At 72.1% G+C, this 13,625-nt stretch carries 12 protein-coding genes; 11 read left to right on the forward strand and 1 reads right to left on the reverse strand.

Going from position 1 to position 13,625, the window contains the following annotated elements:
* The first annotated feature begins 33 nt into the window (after nucleotides 1-33).
* Entirely contained in the window at nucleotides 34-2,580 is a 2,547-nt protein-coding gene (locus ACFYNP_RS10220) for a SpoIIE family protein phosphatase (RefSeq protein WP_388419147.1), read from the forward strand.
* 253 nt (nucleotides 2,581-2,833) lie between these two features.
* On the opposite strand, the gene ACFYNP_RS10225 is transcribed toward ACFYNP_RS10220, so the two are convergent.
* Nucleotides 2,834-4,192 carry a cryptochrome/photolyase family protein gene (locus tag ACFYNP_RS10225; protein ID WP_388784395.1) on the reverse strand — a complete coding sequence of 453 codons (1,359 nt, stop codon included), beginning with the start codon at nucleotides 4,190-4,192 and terminating at the stop codon, nucleotides 2,834-2,836.
* Nucleotides 4,193-4,563: 371 nt separating this feature from the next.
* Between ACFYNP_RS10225 and ACFYNP_RS10230 the strand changes: the two genes are divergently transcribed.
* From ACFYNP_RS10230 to ACFYNP_RS10275, 10 genes are all read left to right on the forward strand, one after another.
* Nucleotides 4,564-6,105, forward strand: coding sequence for an SDR family oxidoreductase (locus ACFYNP_RS10230; protein ID WP_388419143.1), 1,542 nt, complete (start codon nucleotides 4,564-4,566; stop codon nucleotides 6,103-6,105).
* A gap of 128 nt (nucleotides 6,106-6,233) precedes the next feature.
* Nucleotides 6,234-6,644, forward strand: coding sequence for an ATP-binding protein (locus ACFYNP_RS10235; protein ID WP_388784398.1), 411 nt, complete (start codon nucleotides 6,234-6,236; stop codon nucleotides 6,642-6,644).
* Between the two features lie 134 nt (nucleotides 6,645-6,778).
* A complete protein-coding gene (locus ACFYNP_RS10240; protein WP_388419139.1) occupies nucleotides 6,779-7,687 on the forward strand; it encodes a SigB/SigF/SigG family RNA polymerase sigma factor in 909 nt (302 codons plus the stop codon).
* A 112-nt stretch (nucleotides 7,688-7,799) separates the two neighbouring features.
* Nucleotides 7,800-8,219: an SsgA family sporulation/cell division regulator gene (locus ACFYNP_RS10245; RefSeq protein ID WP_388784399.1), complete on the forward strand. Its 420-nt coding sequence runs from the start codon at nucleotides 7,800-7,802 to the stop codon at nucleotides 8,217-8,219.
* 209 nt (nucleotides 8,220-8,428) lie between these two features.
* The gene (locus ACFYNP_RS10250) at nucleotides 8,429-8,602 is read left to right on the forward strand and encodes a CsbD family protein (protein WP_388419135.1); all 174 of its coding nucleotides are present in this window, start codon (nucleotides 8,429-8,431) and stop codon (nucleotides 8,600-8,602) included.
* 45 nt (nucleotides 8,603-8,647) lie between these two features.
* Nucleotides 8,648-8,998, forward strand: a complete 351-nt coding sequence (locus ACFYNP_RS10255) for a PRC-barrel domain-containing protein (protein WP_388419133.1) — start codon at nucleotides 8,648-8,650, stop codon at nucleotides 8,996-8,998.
* Between the two features lie 203 nt (nucleotides 8,999-9,201).
* On the forward strand, nucleotides 9,202-9,672 hold the full coding sequence (locus ACFYNP_RS10260) for a Dps family protein (RefSeq protein ID WP_388419131.1): 471 nt from the start codon (nucleotides 9,202-9,204) through the stop codon (nucleotides 9,670-9,672).
* 146 nt (nucleotides 9,673-9,818) lie between these two features.
* Entirely contained in the window at nucleotides 9,819-10,433 is a 615-nt protein-coding gene (locus ACFYNP_RS10265; protein ID WP_388784401.1) for a (2Fe-2S)-binding protein, read from the forward strand.
* Nucleotides 10,430-11,416: an FAD binding domain-containing protein gene (locus ACFYNP_RS10270; protein WP_388784403.1), complete on the forward strand. Its 987-nt coding sequence runs from the start codon at nucleotides 10,430-10,432 to the stop codon at nucleotides 11,414-11,416. Before ACFYNP_RS10265 ends, ACFYNP_RS10270 begins: the two co-directional genes overlap by 4 nt.
* A 49-nt stretch (nucleotides 11,417-11,465) precedes the next feature.
* A complete protein-coding gene (locus ACFYNP_RS10275; protein WP_388784405.1) occupies nucleotides 11,466-13,559 on the forward strand; it encodes a xanthine dehydrogenase family protein molybdopterin-binding subunit in 2,094 nt (697 codons plus the stop codon).
* Nucleotides 13,560-13,625 lie beyond the last annotated feature (66 nt).

Here is a 13,625-nt window from a genome sequence, read left to right on the forward strand (position 1 = left end):
TTCCGATCCGTCCAACTCCCAAGGAGCGAGCTCGTGTCCACCTCCCCCGCGCCCGGGGACGAGCACAGCGTCGATGGTCGTCCGGATCCCGAAATCCCGCTGCCGGAGCAGAGGCTGCCCAGTGGACCGCCGCCCGAAGACGCCCCCGGCACGGCGGTCGCCCCGCCAAGGGATGCGTCCGTCACCGCGGAGGCGCCCCGTTCGGAGGACGCGGCCGTCACCACGGACGTCGCCCCGCCCGAGGGCGCGGGCACCGTGGGCCGGCTCGCCGGCACCGTCCACCGGCTGCGGGAGCAACTCCAGCGCGCCCAGGCCGAGGCCGACGGCCGCGCGCTGGTCGACCTGGCCAGCGGCATCCTCGTCGAGCGCCTCGGGTGCAGCCCGGTCGAGGCCGCGGCACAGCTGGAGGGCCTCGCCGCTCAAGCAGGTCTTTCCACGCTGGAGTTGGCGGCCGACCTGGTCAACCAGGCGACCCGGGACGACATCGCCGAGCTGGCCCGCGACTTCGTGGCCGAAGCCGGCCAGCCGGCCAGGGCGTCGGTCGGCCTGCGCCTGCGCAGCGCCGAGGCGGGCGCGCTCGCCGCCGGTGACGCACAGGCCGCGGCGCAGTCGATCCTCCAGCACGCCCTGGCGCCCCTCGGCGCGGTCGCCGTCGCCATCTGGGCCGCCCACGCCGACCAGTCCCTCTCCCTGGCGGGCAGTGCGGGGTTCGGCGACGAGGAACCCGCGCGCTGGCGCCATGTGCCGCCCGGTGTTCCCACCCCGGCCCGGCACGCCCTCGACAACCGCGCCACCACGAGTTATGACACGCTCGCCGGGGCGGCGCTGCCGTCCATCGGGCTGCGGGAGCTGAGCGGGGGCCGGATCGCGGTCCCGGCCGGCACCGGTGGCCGCATCGTCGGCGTACTCGAAATCTGCTGGGCCGAAGCGCTGCCCGCGCGGTCCCAGTCCGTCGAGCGGCAGGTGCAGGTCCTCGCCGAGCTGTGCGCGATCACCCTGGAGAGCCACCCGCTCGGCGAGCACGACCCCCGGTCGAAGCGGCCCGCCGACCCCCGGCTGACCGAACTGCTCGACCTCACCGACGGACTCAACGACCCGTGTCTGGTCCTTGAGCCGCTCCTCGACACGGCCGACACCCCCGCCGACTTCCTGATCCGGCACGTCAACACCAGCTTCGTCGACTTCGCGGGCCGGCCACGGAACATGATCGCAGGCGCACTCCTCCTGGATGCCTACCCGCTCGTGGCCGAGCCCGGGGGCCTGTTCGCCAAGGTGGAGCACGTCCTGGCCACCGGTGAGCCCTTCCGCGCCGAGCGCATGCGGCTCGCGGCGGTGGTCGACACCGTTCCGCTCACCACCCAGGCCCAGGTCAGCATCAGCCGCCAGGGCGGGCACGTTCTCGTGGTGTTGCGCCTGGAGGACGGGACGCCGAAGGTCGCCAGCCTGTTGCAGCACGCCCAACGCCTGGGCCGGATCGGCGGGTTCGAGGAGAACCTGATGACCGGCGACATCGCGTGGAACGACACCCTCTTCGATCTGCACGGCCTGCCGCCCACCGCCGAACCGATCCCGCTCGACCAACTGGCCGCGCACGTCCACCCGGACGACGCCCACTCCATCGGCCGGTTCCTGCGCTCGCTCCTCCACCACCACCGCCCCGCGTCGACCGCCTTCCGGCTCCAGCGCGCCGACAGCGTGGCCCGGCACATCCGTGTCGTCGCCGAGCCCGTACTCGACGAGAACGCCCGGGTCACCTCGGTGCGCGGCGCCTACCAGGACGTGTCGGCCCAGCACTGGACCGAGGTCGCGCTTGCGGCCACCCGGGACCAACTCGCCCAGAGCCAGCAGGAGACGGCCGAACGCAACCGGCTCGCGCTCCGCTTGCAGCACGCCATCATGCCGCCCAGCCACGGGCCCGTGGACCTGCACAACCTGAGCGTGGCCGTCCGCTACCGGCCCGCGGAGAAGGACCACCTGGTCGGGGGTGACTGGTACGACGCCGTGGCACTGCCCTCCGGCCAAGTGCTGCTGTGCGTCGGCGATGTGGCGGGTCACGGCATCGAGGCGGCCACCGGCATGGTCGCGCTGCGCAACGCACTGCGCGGCCTCGCCACCACCGGCGCCGGGCCCGCCCAACTCCTCGCGTGGCTCAACACCGTCACCCACCACCTGACCGACAACGTCACGGCGACCGCGGTCTGCGGCCTGTACGACCCCGCTTCCCGCCGGCTGCGCTGGGCCAGGGCCGGTCATCTGCCGCCCGTGCTGCTGCGCGAGGGCAAGGCGGCCGCGCTGCCCAAGGTCGCCGGCATCCTGCTCGGCGCCGTCGGCCAGGCCACGTACGAGGAGGGGCACACCCAGCTGGAGACCGGTGACACCCTGCTGATGTACACGGACGGACTGATCGAGCGGCGGGACCGCTCGGTGCAGGATTCCCTGGAGAGCCTCCTCCAAGTGGCGCGCAAGCCGCGCCAGTTGGGCCGCGAGGGTCATCTGGAGGACCAGCTCGACCATCTGCTGCGCCACACGAACGCGGACACCGACGACGACACCTGTCTGATCGGGGTCACCGTGCGCTAGCGGCGGGCGGTCCGCCGTTCCGGTGGGCCGCCCTCAACCGGGTTTCCCGGCAAGGCCGTTCCGTGCTCCGTGCGGCGCCGCATATGGTGCGGCCCCGCGCATCCGGGGGGGGGGGAGTGGATGGCGGGGCCGCAAGCCCGGGCCAGGTCGGGGGGACGCCTGGCCCTGAGGGGGGCTTGAAGAGCGAGTGCCCCCGCCCCACCAGCTCATGCGTGTGACCCGTGTCACTCTCGTGGGGTGGGGCGTCGCGGCGCTACGCCCCGCGGGCCCGCTCGAAGCGGGCGCGGCCCTCGGCGAGGTCGACGATGGGCTCCGGGTAGTCGAGCTCGGCCCGGTCCGCCTCCTTGAGCTTCCAGGGTTCGTGCACGAACTTCCGCTCCAGCTCGGCGAGTTCGGGAACCCAGCGCTTGACGTAGAGGCCCTCCGGGTCGAAGCGCTTGCCCTGGATCACCGGGTTGAGGACCCGGTTGGGGCGGGTGTCGGTACCGGTCCCGGCCACCCACTGCCAGTTGAGCTGGTTGTTGGCGACGTCCCCGTCCACCAGCAGATCCAGGAAGTGCCGGGCGCCGGTGCGCCAGTCGGCGTACAGGGTCTTGGTGAGGAAGCTCGCCACCAGCATCCGGCCCCGGTTGTGCATCCATCCTTCGTGTGCGAGCTGCCGCATCGCGGCGTCCACGAGCGGATATCCGGTGCGTCCCTCGCGCCAGGCGGCGATCTCCCGCTCGTCGTCGCGCCACCGGTCGCCGCGCGGCCGGTAGTCCCGGTGCGCGGCGGCGGGGCGGGCCGCGAGCACCTGGTGGTGGAAGTCCCGCCAGGCCAGCTGCCGCACGAACGCATGGGCGCCGGGGGAGTCCTCGCGCCGGGCGAGGCGGACGAGTTCGACGGCGGAGAGCGCGCCGAAGTGGATGAAGGGGGAGAGGCGGGACGTGGCGTCGCCCGCGAGATCGTCGTGGCCGTCCTCGTAGCCCGCGACCGGCCCCGAGAGCCACTGCCGCAGCCGCTTGCGGCCCGCCGTCTCGCCGCCCGCCACGAGCGCGGGCGAGACCCCCTGCACGGCGGCCCGCCGGGGCAGGGAGCCCGCGGCCACGTCGGGCACGGAGATCTTCCTCGGGGTCGCCGCCACGTCGCGCAGGCCCGCCTGCGACCAGCGCCGGAAGTACGGCGTGAACACGGTGTAGTGGTCCCGGTCCGCCGGAACGACAGCGCCCGGCGCGAGCGCGGTCACCACCGCGTCGTGCACCGACAGGGCGCAGCCGAGGGGTTCAAGCGCCTTGCGCAGCCGCTCCTCGCGGCGCGCGGCGTACCTGCTCACGCCGCTCGCGACATGGACGTGGTCCGCCCCCACCGCCGTCACGACGGCACAGGCCTCCTTCACGACATCACCGTCGCGGACCACCAGATGCCCGCCCCGCGACCGCAGGCCCTCGTCCAGATCGGTCAGACAGTCGGCCAGGAAGGCCCGCCGGTTGGGGGCGTCGAATCCGGCGGCCCGTACCCCGTCGTCGTCCACGAACAGGGGGACCACCTGATCGGATCCGCGCACGGCGGCGGCGAGCACGGGGTTGTCGTGCAACCGCAGATCGGAAGTGAACAGGACCACGGACACCGTCACTGGGTCGACTCCTCGGGGCATGCGTCACGGGCTGGGGCAGGCGGCGCCGGCGTCGGTGTGGACCGGCCCCGGCAGGGTCGATCCTCCTGGACGTCGACCACCACGTGGGTGATTCGGCGTGGGCGTGGCGAAGGCTTGGTCCGATCTGGAGGCAGGAGTTCCGGTGGGGACGGTAGGGGGCGTTCCACGGGGTCCCTGTGCTGGGCGTAGGGGACGTACGTCAGCGGGGTCCGCCCCGCTCGGGGTTCCGTCGTGCGGCGGGGCGGTCGGCCCCGCATCATCGGCAACGGGGGAACCCGTGCAGAGACCTGTACAAGAGCCCCGTACAGAGAACCCGTAGAAGAGACCCGTACAGAGAAAGGGAGCGCCCGGTGGTTCCAGGAGACGCGACGCAGCACGACCGGGCGCCCCTGCGCTGTCTGGTGACCGGCGCCACCGGATACATCGGTGGGCGGCTCGTGCCCGAACTGCTCGAAGCCGGTCACCAGGTGCGCTGTCTGGCGCGCTCCCCGGAGAAGCTGCGGGATCAGCCCTGGGCGGGGCAGGTCGAGGTGATGCGGGGCGATGTCACCGACGCCGCCTCCGTGGCGGAGGCGCTGCGCGGCATCGACGTCGCGTACTACCTGGTGCACGCCCTCGGCACCGGAGCCGGCTTCGAGGAGACCGACCGCAAGGCCGCCCACCTCTTCGCCGACGCGGCCGCCGACGCGGGGGTGCGGCGGATCGTCTACCTCGGCGGGCTCACCCCGACCGGCGTACCGGTGTGCGAACTGTCGCCGCACCTGCGCTCGCGGGCCGAGGTCGGCCAGATCTTCCTGGACTCCCCGGTCCCGGCGACCGTGCTGCGCGCCGCCGTCGTCATCGGCTCCGGCTCGGCCTCCTTCGAGATGCTGCGGTATCTGACCGAGCGGCTTCCGGTCATGGTCACGCCCAGTTGGGTCGGCACCCGCATCCAGCCCATCGCCGTCCGCGACGTGCTGCGCTACCTGGTCGGTGGCGCCCGTATGCCCGTGGAGGTGAACCGGACCTTCGACGTCGCGGGGCCCGACGTCATGTCGTACCGCGACATGATGGAGCGCTACGCGAAGGTAGCGGGGCTGCCGCACCGGCTGATCCTGTCGGTGCCCATGCTCAGCCCGAGGCTCTCCAGCCACTGGATCGGTCTGATCACCCCGGTGCCGGCCGCCATCGCCCGCCCGCTCGCGGAATCCCTGCGCCACGAGGTGGTCTGCGGCGAACACGACATCGCGCGGTACGTGCCCGACGGTCCCGGAACCCCGCTCGGTTTCGACGAGGCCCTGGCCCTGGCCCTGCGCAGGATCCGCGACGCCGAGGTCGTCACCCGCTGGTCCAACGCCTCCGTGCCCGGAGCGCCCAGCGACCCGCTGCCCACGGACCCCGACTGGGCGGGCGGCAGCCTCTACACCGACGTACGGGAGCGGGACGTCGAGGCATCGGCGGACGCGCTGTGGCGGGTGGTGGAGGGGATCGGCGGCGAGAACGGCTGGTACTCCTTCCCCGCGGCCTGGGCGCTGCGCGGCTGGTTCGACCGGGCGGTGGGCGGGGTCGGTCTGCGGCGCGGCCGCCGTGACGCCCACCGGCTGATCGTCGGGGACTCGCTGGACTTCTGGCGGGTCGAGGAGATCGAGCGGGGCAGGCTGCTGCGGCTGCGCGCGGAGATGCGGCTGCCGGGTCTGGCCTGGTTGGAAATGAGCATCGAGGAGAGGGGCCCCGGCCGCAGCCACTACCGTCAGCGAGCCGTCTTCCATCCGCGCGGGCTGCTCGGTCACGCGTACTGGTGGAGTGTCTCGCCCTTCCACGCGATCGTCTTCGGCGGAATGGCCCGCAACATGGCGAAGGCCGCCGAGGCCGAGGCCGGCCGGTCGTCGCAGGTGCGGGGCGCGGGCGCGTGAGGGGGCCGGGGTCCCGGCCGGACCAAGCGGGATTTATGGTGGGGTGGGCACACGTTCGGCCATGGGGAAGCGGGGCAGAAGCCTCAGTACATCCACAGTCCAGGGCAAGTTTTCTGGGGGTTTCGATCATGGCGCGCCCGTCTGCCAGCACCGGCGCTTCGCCGAGCGCCGCTCACGTCGGCACGGGGCCGGCCACCGCGGCCGAGGCCCGTGACGAGGCCCGTGCCTTCCTCCGCGCACTGGCGCCGCGGCCGTCCCGGGAAAGCGCCGAGAACGTCCTGCTCGTCGTCTCCGAACTCGTCACCAACGCGCTGCGGCACGCGGGCGGAGCCACGGCGCTGCGATTCGCCGCCGACCACAGCCTGCTGCACATCACCGTCCGCGACCCGAGCCCCGAACCGCCGCGCGAACGCACACCCGACCTGCGCGGACACGAGGGCGGATTCGGCTGGGTCCTGGTCCGCAACCTCGCCCGCAGCGTGGCCGTCACCCCGTGCGGCGAGGGCGGCAAGAACATCTGCGTAGCTCTGCCTCGTTAGCCCGCTGAGCAGCGCGAACACCGTTTTCCCGCAAGGTGCTTCGGCCACTTGGGGGACGCTGTGCATGATCCGGATCGAAAGGGGCACCCGAGGGCTTCGACGGATGAAGCACGGTGACTAGGGAGGTTGTCCTCATGGCAGCGGCGCAGGTGACGGGGCCGGAGCGGACGGACCGGACGGCAGCCACGACCATGGATCCCGGGGTGGGGGAGTTGCCCTGGGTGGAGGATGCGGGGAAGGTCGCTCCGAAGGACGCGCGCGAGCTCTCGAAGGTCTTCTTCGAGCGGCTCCAGGTACTGGAAGAGGGCACGGCCGACTACCAGTACGCGCGCAACACACTGATCGAGATGAACCTGTCGTTGGTGCGCTTCGCGGCCGGCCGCTTCCGCAACCGTGGCAGTGGCGAGATGGAGGACGTGATCCAGGTCGGCACGATCGGCCTGATAAAGGCGATCGACCGGTTCGAGCTGTCGCGCGAAGTGGAGTTCACCTCCTTCGCCGTGCCCTACATCGTCGGGGAGATCAAGCGCTTCTTCCGTGACACGACGTGGGCCGTGCACGTACCGCGCCGCCTCCAGGAGTTGCGGGTGGAGATCGCGAAGGCGAAGGAGACCCTCGCCCGCGATCTGGACCGCGACCCGACGGTGAGCGAGCTCGCGCTGCTTCTCGACCGGGACGAGGAAGAGGTCGTCGAGGGCCTTGTCGCGGCCAATGGCTACACCGCCGGCTCCCTGGACATGTCCGCCGACGCGGAGGAGTCGGGCGGCACGGCCGGGGGCCGCAGCCGCACGCTCGTCGACTTCATCGGCGAGGAGGACCCGGGCATGGAGAAGGTCGAGAACCTCCAGTCCCTGGCTCCGCTGATGGGCGAGCTGACCGAGCGTGAACGCCGCATCGTGAGCATGCGGTTCGGCCTGGAGCTGACGCAGGCCGAGATCGGTACCGAGCTCGGCGTCTCGCAGATGCAGGTCTCGCGCCTGCTCTCGCGGATCCTCGGCAAGCTCCGCGCCGGAATGACCGAGGACCAGCCCGCACGCGCCTGAGCGCGGGCGGTGCCGCGGCGGGGGCCCGAGACGGGCCGGACCCCCGCCGCCGCTGATGGATTTCCCCACGGGCGGGTGCCCGCTGCCCGAGCCCGGACGCTGGAGGAGATCCGTGAGTTCCCTGTGCGAGACCGTGTTCATGAACCTGGAGATCGACGCGACCGAGCGGATCCCCCTGGTGACACGGCTCGTCTACGAGGTCGACGACCCGTTCGCGGTGCGCCTGCGCTTCGAACTCCACGAGGACGTGGCCGTCACCTGGGCCATCGAGCGTGACCTGCTGAGCCACGGCCTCACGCGCGAGGTCGGTGACGGAGACGTGCGCGTGTCCCCCCGGACCGTCGACGGCCGGCGCGAGGCGCGCATCGAGCTCGCGGGCTGCGGCCTCGACGGCGAATGGGGCAGCGCGGTGTTCTCGGCGTGGGAGCCCGTGCTGCGCGACTTCCTGGACCGGACGTACGAGCTGGTGCCGCCGGGCCAGGAAACGGTGGACGTGGACGCGTTCCTCACTCAGGTCCTGGCCATGGGCTGAAGACTCAGGTCCTGGCCAGGGGCTGAAGCCCGTTCCCACCCGAGAAGCAGGGGCTGAAGCCCGTTCCCTCCGAGAAGTCCGAGGAGCCCCATGGGCCCGACGAGCCGGACGAGGCGCAGGACATCCGAGGAAATCCGGCCCGTTTGAAGTCCGCCGAATCGGCCAGGCGTAGTTCGTACCTACAAAGAATTCATTCTGGAGGCGACACGATGTCTGCCGACGAGAAGACCGGTGCGAAGACCGAGCAGGCCAAGGGCAAGGCCAAGGAAATGCTCGGCCGCATGACCGGGAACGACCGGCTCACCGCCGAAGGGCGTATCGACCAGGTCAAGGGCGAAACCCGCGAGGAGATGCGGAAGGCGAACGAAGCCTTCCGTCGCTGACTCGGCCGCCCGGACACGACACCGCCACGGAAAGGGGCACCTTCGATGCACGAGGACCTGTGGGGCTACAAGGACACGAGCGGCCATCTCGCCGGCGCGGATCTGCGCGGCTGGAAGGTAGAGGCGGCGGACGGTGACATCGGCAAGGTGGACAACCACTCCGACGAGGTGGGCTCCGCGCACCTCGTGGTGGACACCGGGCCGTGGATCTTCGGCAAGCGTGTCCTGCTGCCGGCCGGCACGGTCACCAGGCTCGACCCGGACGACAAGAAGATCCATGTCGCCCTCACCAAGGACCAGGTCAAGCACTCCCCGGAGTTCGAGCCGGCCACGCACCTCGACGATCCCACCTACCGGGACATCGTCGGCCGCTATTACGGGGCACCCCTCATCTGAACTCCTTTGTGACAACGCTCTGTTGGTGGCCCACCGCATATCCGGTGGGCCACCGCTCGTTTGGCGACGGGCTTTTGTGCCGAGGCCGGCGCCACGCCTTTTTTCGTACCGCCCCCGTTTGGGGCAGCGTTTTCGAGGAAGGCGACATATCGGACCGGTCAACGGTCCAGCGGATAGCAGCAAAGGCGAAATGGAGTGAAGCAGTGTCTGTCGTGAAGAGTTCGCTGTCCGACGCGGATCTGAAGGTCGTGGGCTCGGCCCTGCAAGGCGCCCTCGTCGATCTGGTCGACCTGTCGCTCGCCGCCAAGCAGGTGCACTGGAACGTGGTGGGACCGCGCTTCCGCTCCGTACACCTCCAGCTCGACGACGTCGTGACCACGGCACGCCAGCACTCGGACACCGTCGCGGAACGCGCCTCGGCGCTCGGCGTGAACCCGGACGGGCGCGCCGCGACCGTCGCCGGGAGCAGTGCGATCGGCACCATCCCCGAGGGCTGGATCAAGGACTCCGAGGCCGTGGAGGTCATGGTCGTCGCGCTCGGCCGGATCACCGAGCGGATGCGCGAGCGCATCGCGGCCACCGACAAGCCCGACCCGGTGAGCCAGGACCTCCTCATCGCGCTGACCGCCGATCTGGAGAAGCACGCCTGGATGTTCCAGGCCGAGAACAGCTGACGCCACCGCGTACGGAGCGGGGCGGCCCCGACGGGCCGCCCCGCTCCGCCGTGTCGGCGCCCTTCGGGATGCCGGACCGGACGAGCTGTACGACGCTGGGTGATGCGGGCGGCGGCCGGCCGTCCGGATCGAGGGACAGAGGAACGATGGAAAGCAACAAGGGGCCCCACGGCGGCCCCGGCACGACGATTCGGTACGCACCCTGGCCCCGGCCCGCGGACTCGCCGCCCGGAGCGACCGGATCACCGGTGACCCTGCGGGTGAACGACGCCCCCGTAGAGGCCGAGGTCGACCACCGCACCACCCTGCTCGACCTGCTGCGCGAGCGGCTCGCCCTGACGGGCTCCAAGAAGGGCTGCGACCACGGCCAGTGCGGCGCGTGCACGGTGCTCGTCGACGGGCGGCGCGTCAACAGCTGTCTGCTCCTCGCCGTCGCTCTCGACGGCCGTGACGTCGTCACCGTGGAGGGTCTGGCCAGGACCAAGGACGCCGACGGCGACCTCCACCCGCTCCAACGGGCCTTCCTGGAGCGCGACGCCTTCCAGTGCGGATACTGCACCCCGGGCCAGCTCTGCTCGGCCGTCGGCATGCTGGCCGAGGCCAAGTCCGGCCAGCCCTCCGTCGTCACCGACCCGGGCCTGGCGACGGACGGCCCCGTGCCGCTGACCGACGACGAGATCCGCGAGCGGATGAGCGGCAACCTGTGCCGGTGCGGCGCCTACCCGCACATCCTTGAGGCGATCCAGGACGTGGTCTCGTGAAACCCGTGTCGTATCTGCGCGCGAGCAGCGTGGAAGAGGCGGCGTCGGCCCACGGCGGCCGGACCGAGGCCCGCTACCTGGGCGGCGGCACCAACCTCGTCGACCTCATGAAGCTCGGTGTGGAACGCCCCGAGGTACTGGTCGACATCACCCGCCTCCCGCTCGACGGCGTGCGCGAACAGCCCGACGGCTCGGTACGTGTCGGCGCGACCGTGCGCAACAGCGATCTCGCCGCGCACCCCCTGGTCCGCGAGCGCTACCCCGTCGTCTCGCAAGCCGTCCTCAGCGGTGCGTCGGGCCAACTGCGCAACATGGCGACCACCGGAGGCAACCTCCTCCAGCGCACCCGCTGCGCCTACTTCCAGGACCTGGCGAAAGCCTGCAACAAGCGGGTTCCGGGCAGCGGTTGCGCGGCGGTCGAAGGCGTCAACCACGACCACGCCGTCCTCGGCCACTCGCCGCACTGCGTCGCGACGAACCCGTCCGACCTGTGCGTGGCGCTCGCCGCGGTCGACGCCGTGGTGGAACTCGCCGGGCCCGGTGGCGGGCGGACCGTTCCCGTGACGGAGTTCCACCGCCTGCCCGGCGACCACCCCGAACTCGACACCGTGATCCGCCCCGGCGAACTGATCACCGGTGTGCTGCTTCCCCCGCTTCCCCGGGGCGCGGTCTCCCACTACCGCAAGGTGCGGGAGCGCGCGTCGTACGCCTTCGCGCTCGCCTCGGTGGCCGCCGTGCTCCAGCTGGAGGGCGGCGAGATCCGGCACGCCGGAGTCGCCTTCGGCGGGCTCGCCCACCGGCCCTGGCGCGCCCGGCGGACCGAGGCGGCCCTGCTCGGCACCTGGCCGAGCCCGGAATCCGTCGCCCGGGCGGTGGAGGCCGAGCTCGCCGAGGCCGTACCGCTGCGGGACAACGCCTACAAGGTGTCGCTCGCCCGGGACCTCGCCACGCAGGTCCTCGGCTCGCTGTCCACAACGGTCTGACGCCTCCTCGGAGGACCCCGCCCCTGATCCGCCTGGGAGGAGAACCGCCATGGCTTCGTACGCGAACGCGCTCGGCGCACCGACAGAACGCCGCGAGGGCCGCGCGAAGGTCACCGGCGACGCGCTGTACGCCACCGAGTACACGCCGCCCGGCTGCGTGTACGCCTGGCCGGTCACCGCCACCGTCGCGCGGGGCCGGATCGCCTCCCTCGACATCGACGCCGCCCTCGCGCTGCCCGGTGTGGTCGATGTCCTCACCCCCGAATCGGCGCCCCGGCTCGCGGCGTCGGACGACGCGACCCTCGCCGTGCTCCAGGACGCGAAGGTTCCGCACCACGGCTGGCCGATAGCCGTCGCGATCGCCGAGACCATCGAGGCGGCCCGCGCCGCCGCCGAGGCCGTGCGCGTCACCTACGACACCGAGCCGCACGAGTCGGTCCTGGGCGACAACCCCGCCGACGCGTACCGCCCCGAAGAGGCCAACGGCGGCCATCCCGCGGAACGCAGGCGCGGCGAACCGGAAGAGGCGTTCGCCACCGCGCCGGTACGCGTCGACGTGCGCTATCGGGTGCCGCCGCTGCACAACCACCCGATGGAGCCGCACGGCGCGACCGCGAACTGGCATGACGGCCGGCTGACCGTGTACGACAGCAGCCAGGGCTCCGACACCGTACGGTCCGTCCTGGCCGAGCTGTTCGGGCTCCCCGAGGAGCAGGTCACCGTCATCAGCGAACACGTCGGCGGCGGATTCGGCTCCAAGGGCACGCCCCGGCCGCATGTCGTGCTCGCCGCGATGGCGTCCGTGCACACCGGCCGCCCTGTCAAACTCACCCTGTCCAGGCGGCAGTTGACGGAACTCGTCGGCCATCGCGCGCCGACCGACCACCGGCTGCGGCTCGGCGCGGACACCGAAGGCACCCTCGCCTCCGTGATCCACGAGGTCACTACGCACACCTCGCGGGTCAAGGAGTTCGTCGAGCAGGCGGCCGTACCCGCCCGCGTCATGTACGGCAGCGCGACCAGCCTCACCGACCACAAGGTGGCCGCACTCGATGTGCCCACTCCGTCCTGGATGCGCGCCCCCGGCGAGGCACCCGGCATGTACGCCCTGGAGTCGGCCGTCGACGAACTCGCCTACGCGCTCGACATCGACCCCATCGAGCTGCGGGCACGCAACGAACCCGGCCGGGAGCCGGACAGCGGGCTCCCGTTCAGCAGCCGCCACCTCGTCGAGTGCCTGCGCGAGGGCGCACGGCGCTTCGGCTGGGCCGACCGCGACCCCCGACCCGGAGTCCGGCGCGAGGGGGCGTGGCTCACCGGCACCGGGGTGGCCTCGGCCACCTACCCGGTCCTCGTCTCGCCCAGCCGCGCGACCGTCACCGCCCACCCCGACGGGCTCCACGTGGTGCGGGTGAACGCCACCGACATCGGCACCGGGGCCCGCACCGTCCTCGCGCAGATCGCGGCGGACGCGCTCGGCGTCCCGGTGGAGAGCGTCCGAACCGAGATCGGCTCCACCGGGCTGCCGCGGGCGCCGCTCGCCGGCGGCTCGTCGGGCACCGCTTCCTGGGGTTGGGCCGTGCACGACGCGTGCCGCGCCCTGACCGGTCAACTCCAGCGCCGCACCGGCCCGTTGCCCCCCGACGGGCTCACGGCCGCCGCGGACACCAAGGGCTCGGCGGACCAGGAGTCCTCCTATTCGCGGCACGCCTTCGGCGCCCACTTCGCCGAGGTGGCGGTCGACACCGACACCGGTGAGGTGCGGGTGCGCCGGCTGCTCGGCGTGTACGCGGTCGGCCGCGTCCTCAACGCACGCACCGCCACGTCGCAATTCATCGGCGGCATGGTGATGGGCCTCGGCATGGCCCTCACCGAGCGCGGCAGCGTGGACCCCGCGTCCGGTGCTTTCATCGGCAGCGACCTCGCGGGCTACCACGTACCCGCACACGCCGACGTGCCCGCCATCGAGGCGCACTGGATCGACGAGCGGGACGACCACCTCAACCCGATGGGCAGCAAGGGCATCGGCGAGATCGGCATCGTCGGCACCGCCGCCGCCATCGGCAACGCCGTCCACCACGCCACCGGCGTCCGCTTCCGGGAACTCCCGCTCACCCCCGACCGCGTGCACGGCGGCCTGTGAGGAGCGGCGCGGCCTCGGCAGGCGGGTCGCGGAACGGGGTGTGAGACTGCCTCACAGGACAGGAGG

It is taken from the genome of Streptomyces sp. NPDC006691 (genome assembly GCF_042869955.1).
In the GTDB taxonomy this organism is placed as follows: Bacteria; Actinomycetota; Actinomycetes; order Streptomycetales; family Streptomycetaceae; genus Streptomyces.

Excerpts from the sequence above, each read along its gene's own strand:
- ACFYNP_RS10235 (WP_388784398.1), top strand. The coding sequence starts at position 6,234 with ATGGCGCGCCCGTCTGCCAGCACCGGCGCTTCGCCGAGCGCCGCTCAC.
- ACFYNP_RS10240 (WP_388419139.1), top strand. The coding sequence starts at position 6,779 with ATGGCAGCGGCGCAGGTGACGGGGCCGGAGCGGACGGACCGGACGGCA.
- ACFYNP_RS10250 (WP_388419135.1), top strand. The coding sequence starts at position 8,429 with ATGTCTGCCGACGAGAAGACCGGTGCGAAGACCGAGCAGGCCAAGGGC.
- ACFYNP_RS10255 (WP_388419133.1), top strand. The coding sequence starts at position 8,648 with ATGCACGAGGACCTGTGGGGCTACAAGGACACGAGCGGCCATCTCGCC.
- ACFYNP_RS10265 (WP_388784401.1), top strand. The coding sequence starts at position 9,819 with ATGGAAAGCAACAAGGGGCCCCACGGCGGCCCCGGCACGACGATTCGG.
- ACFYNP_RS10275 (WP_388784405.1), top strand. The coding sequence starts at position 11,466 with ATGGCTTCGTACGCGAACGCGCTCGGCGCACCGACAGAACGCCGCGAG.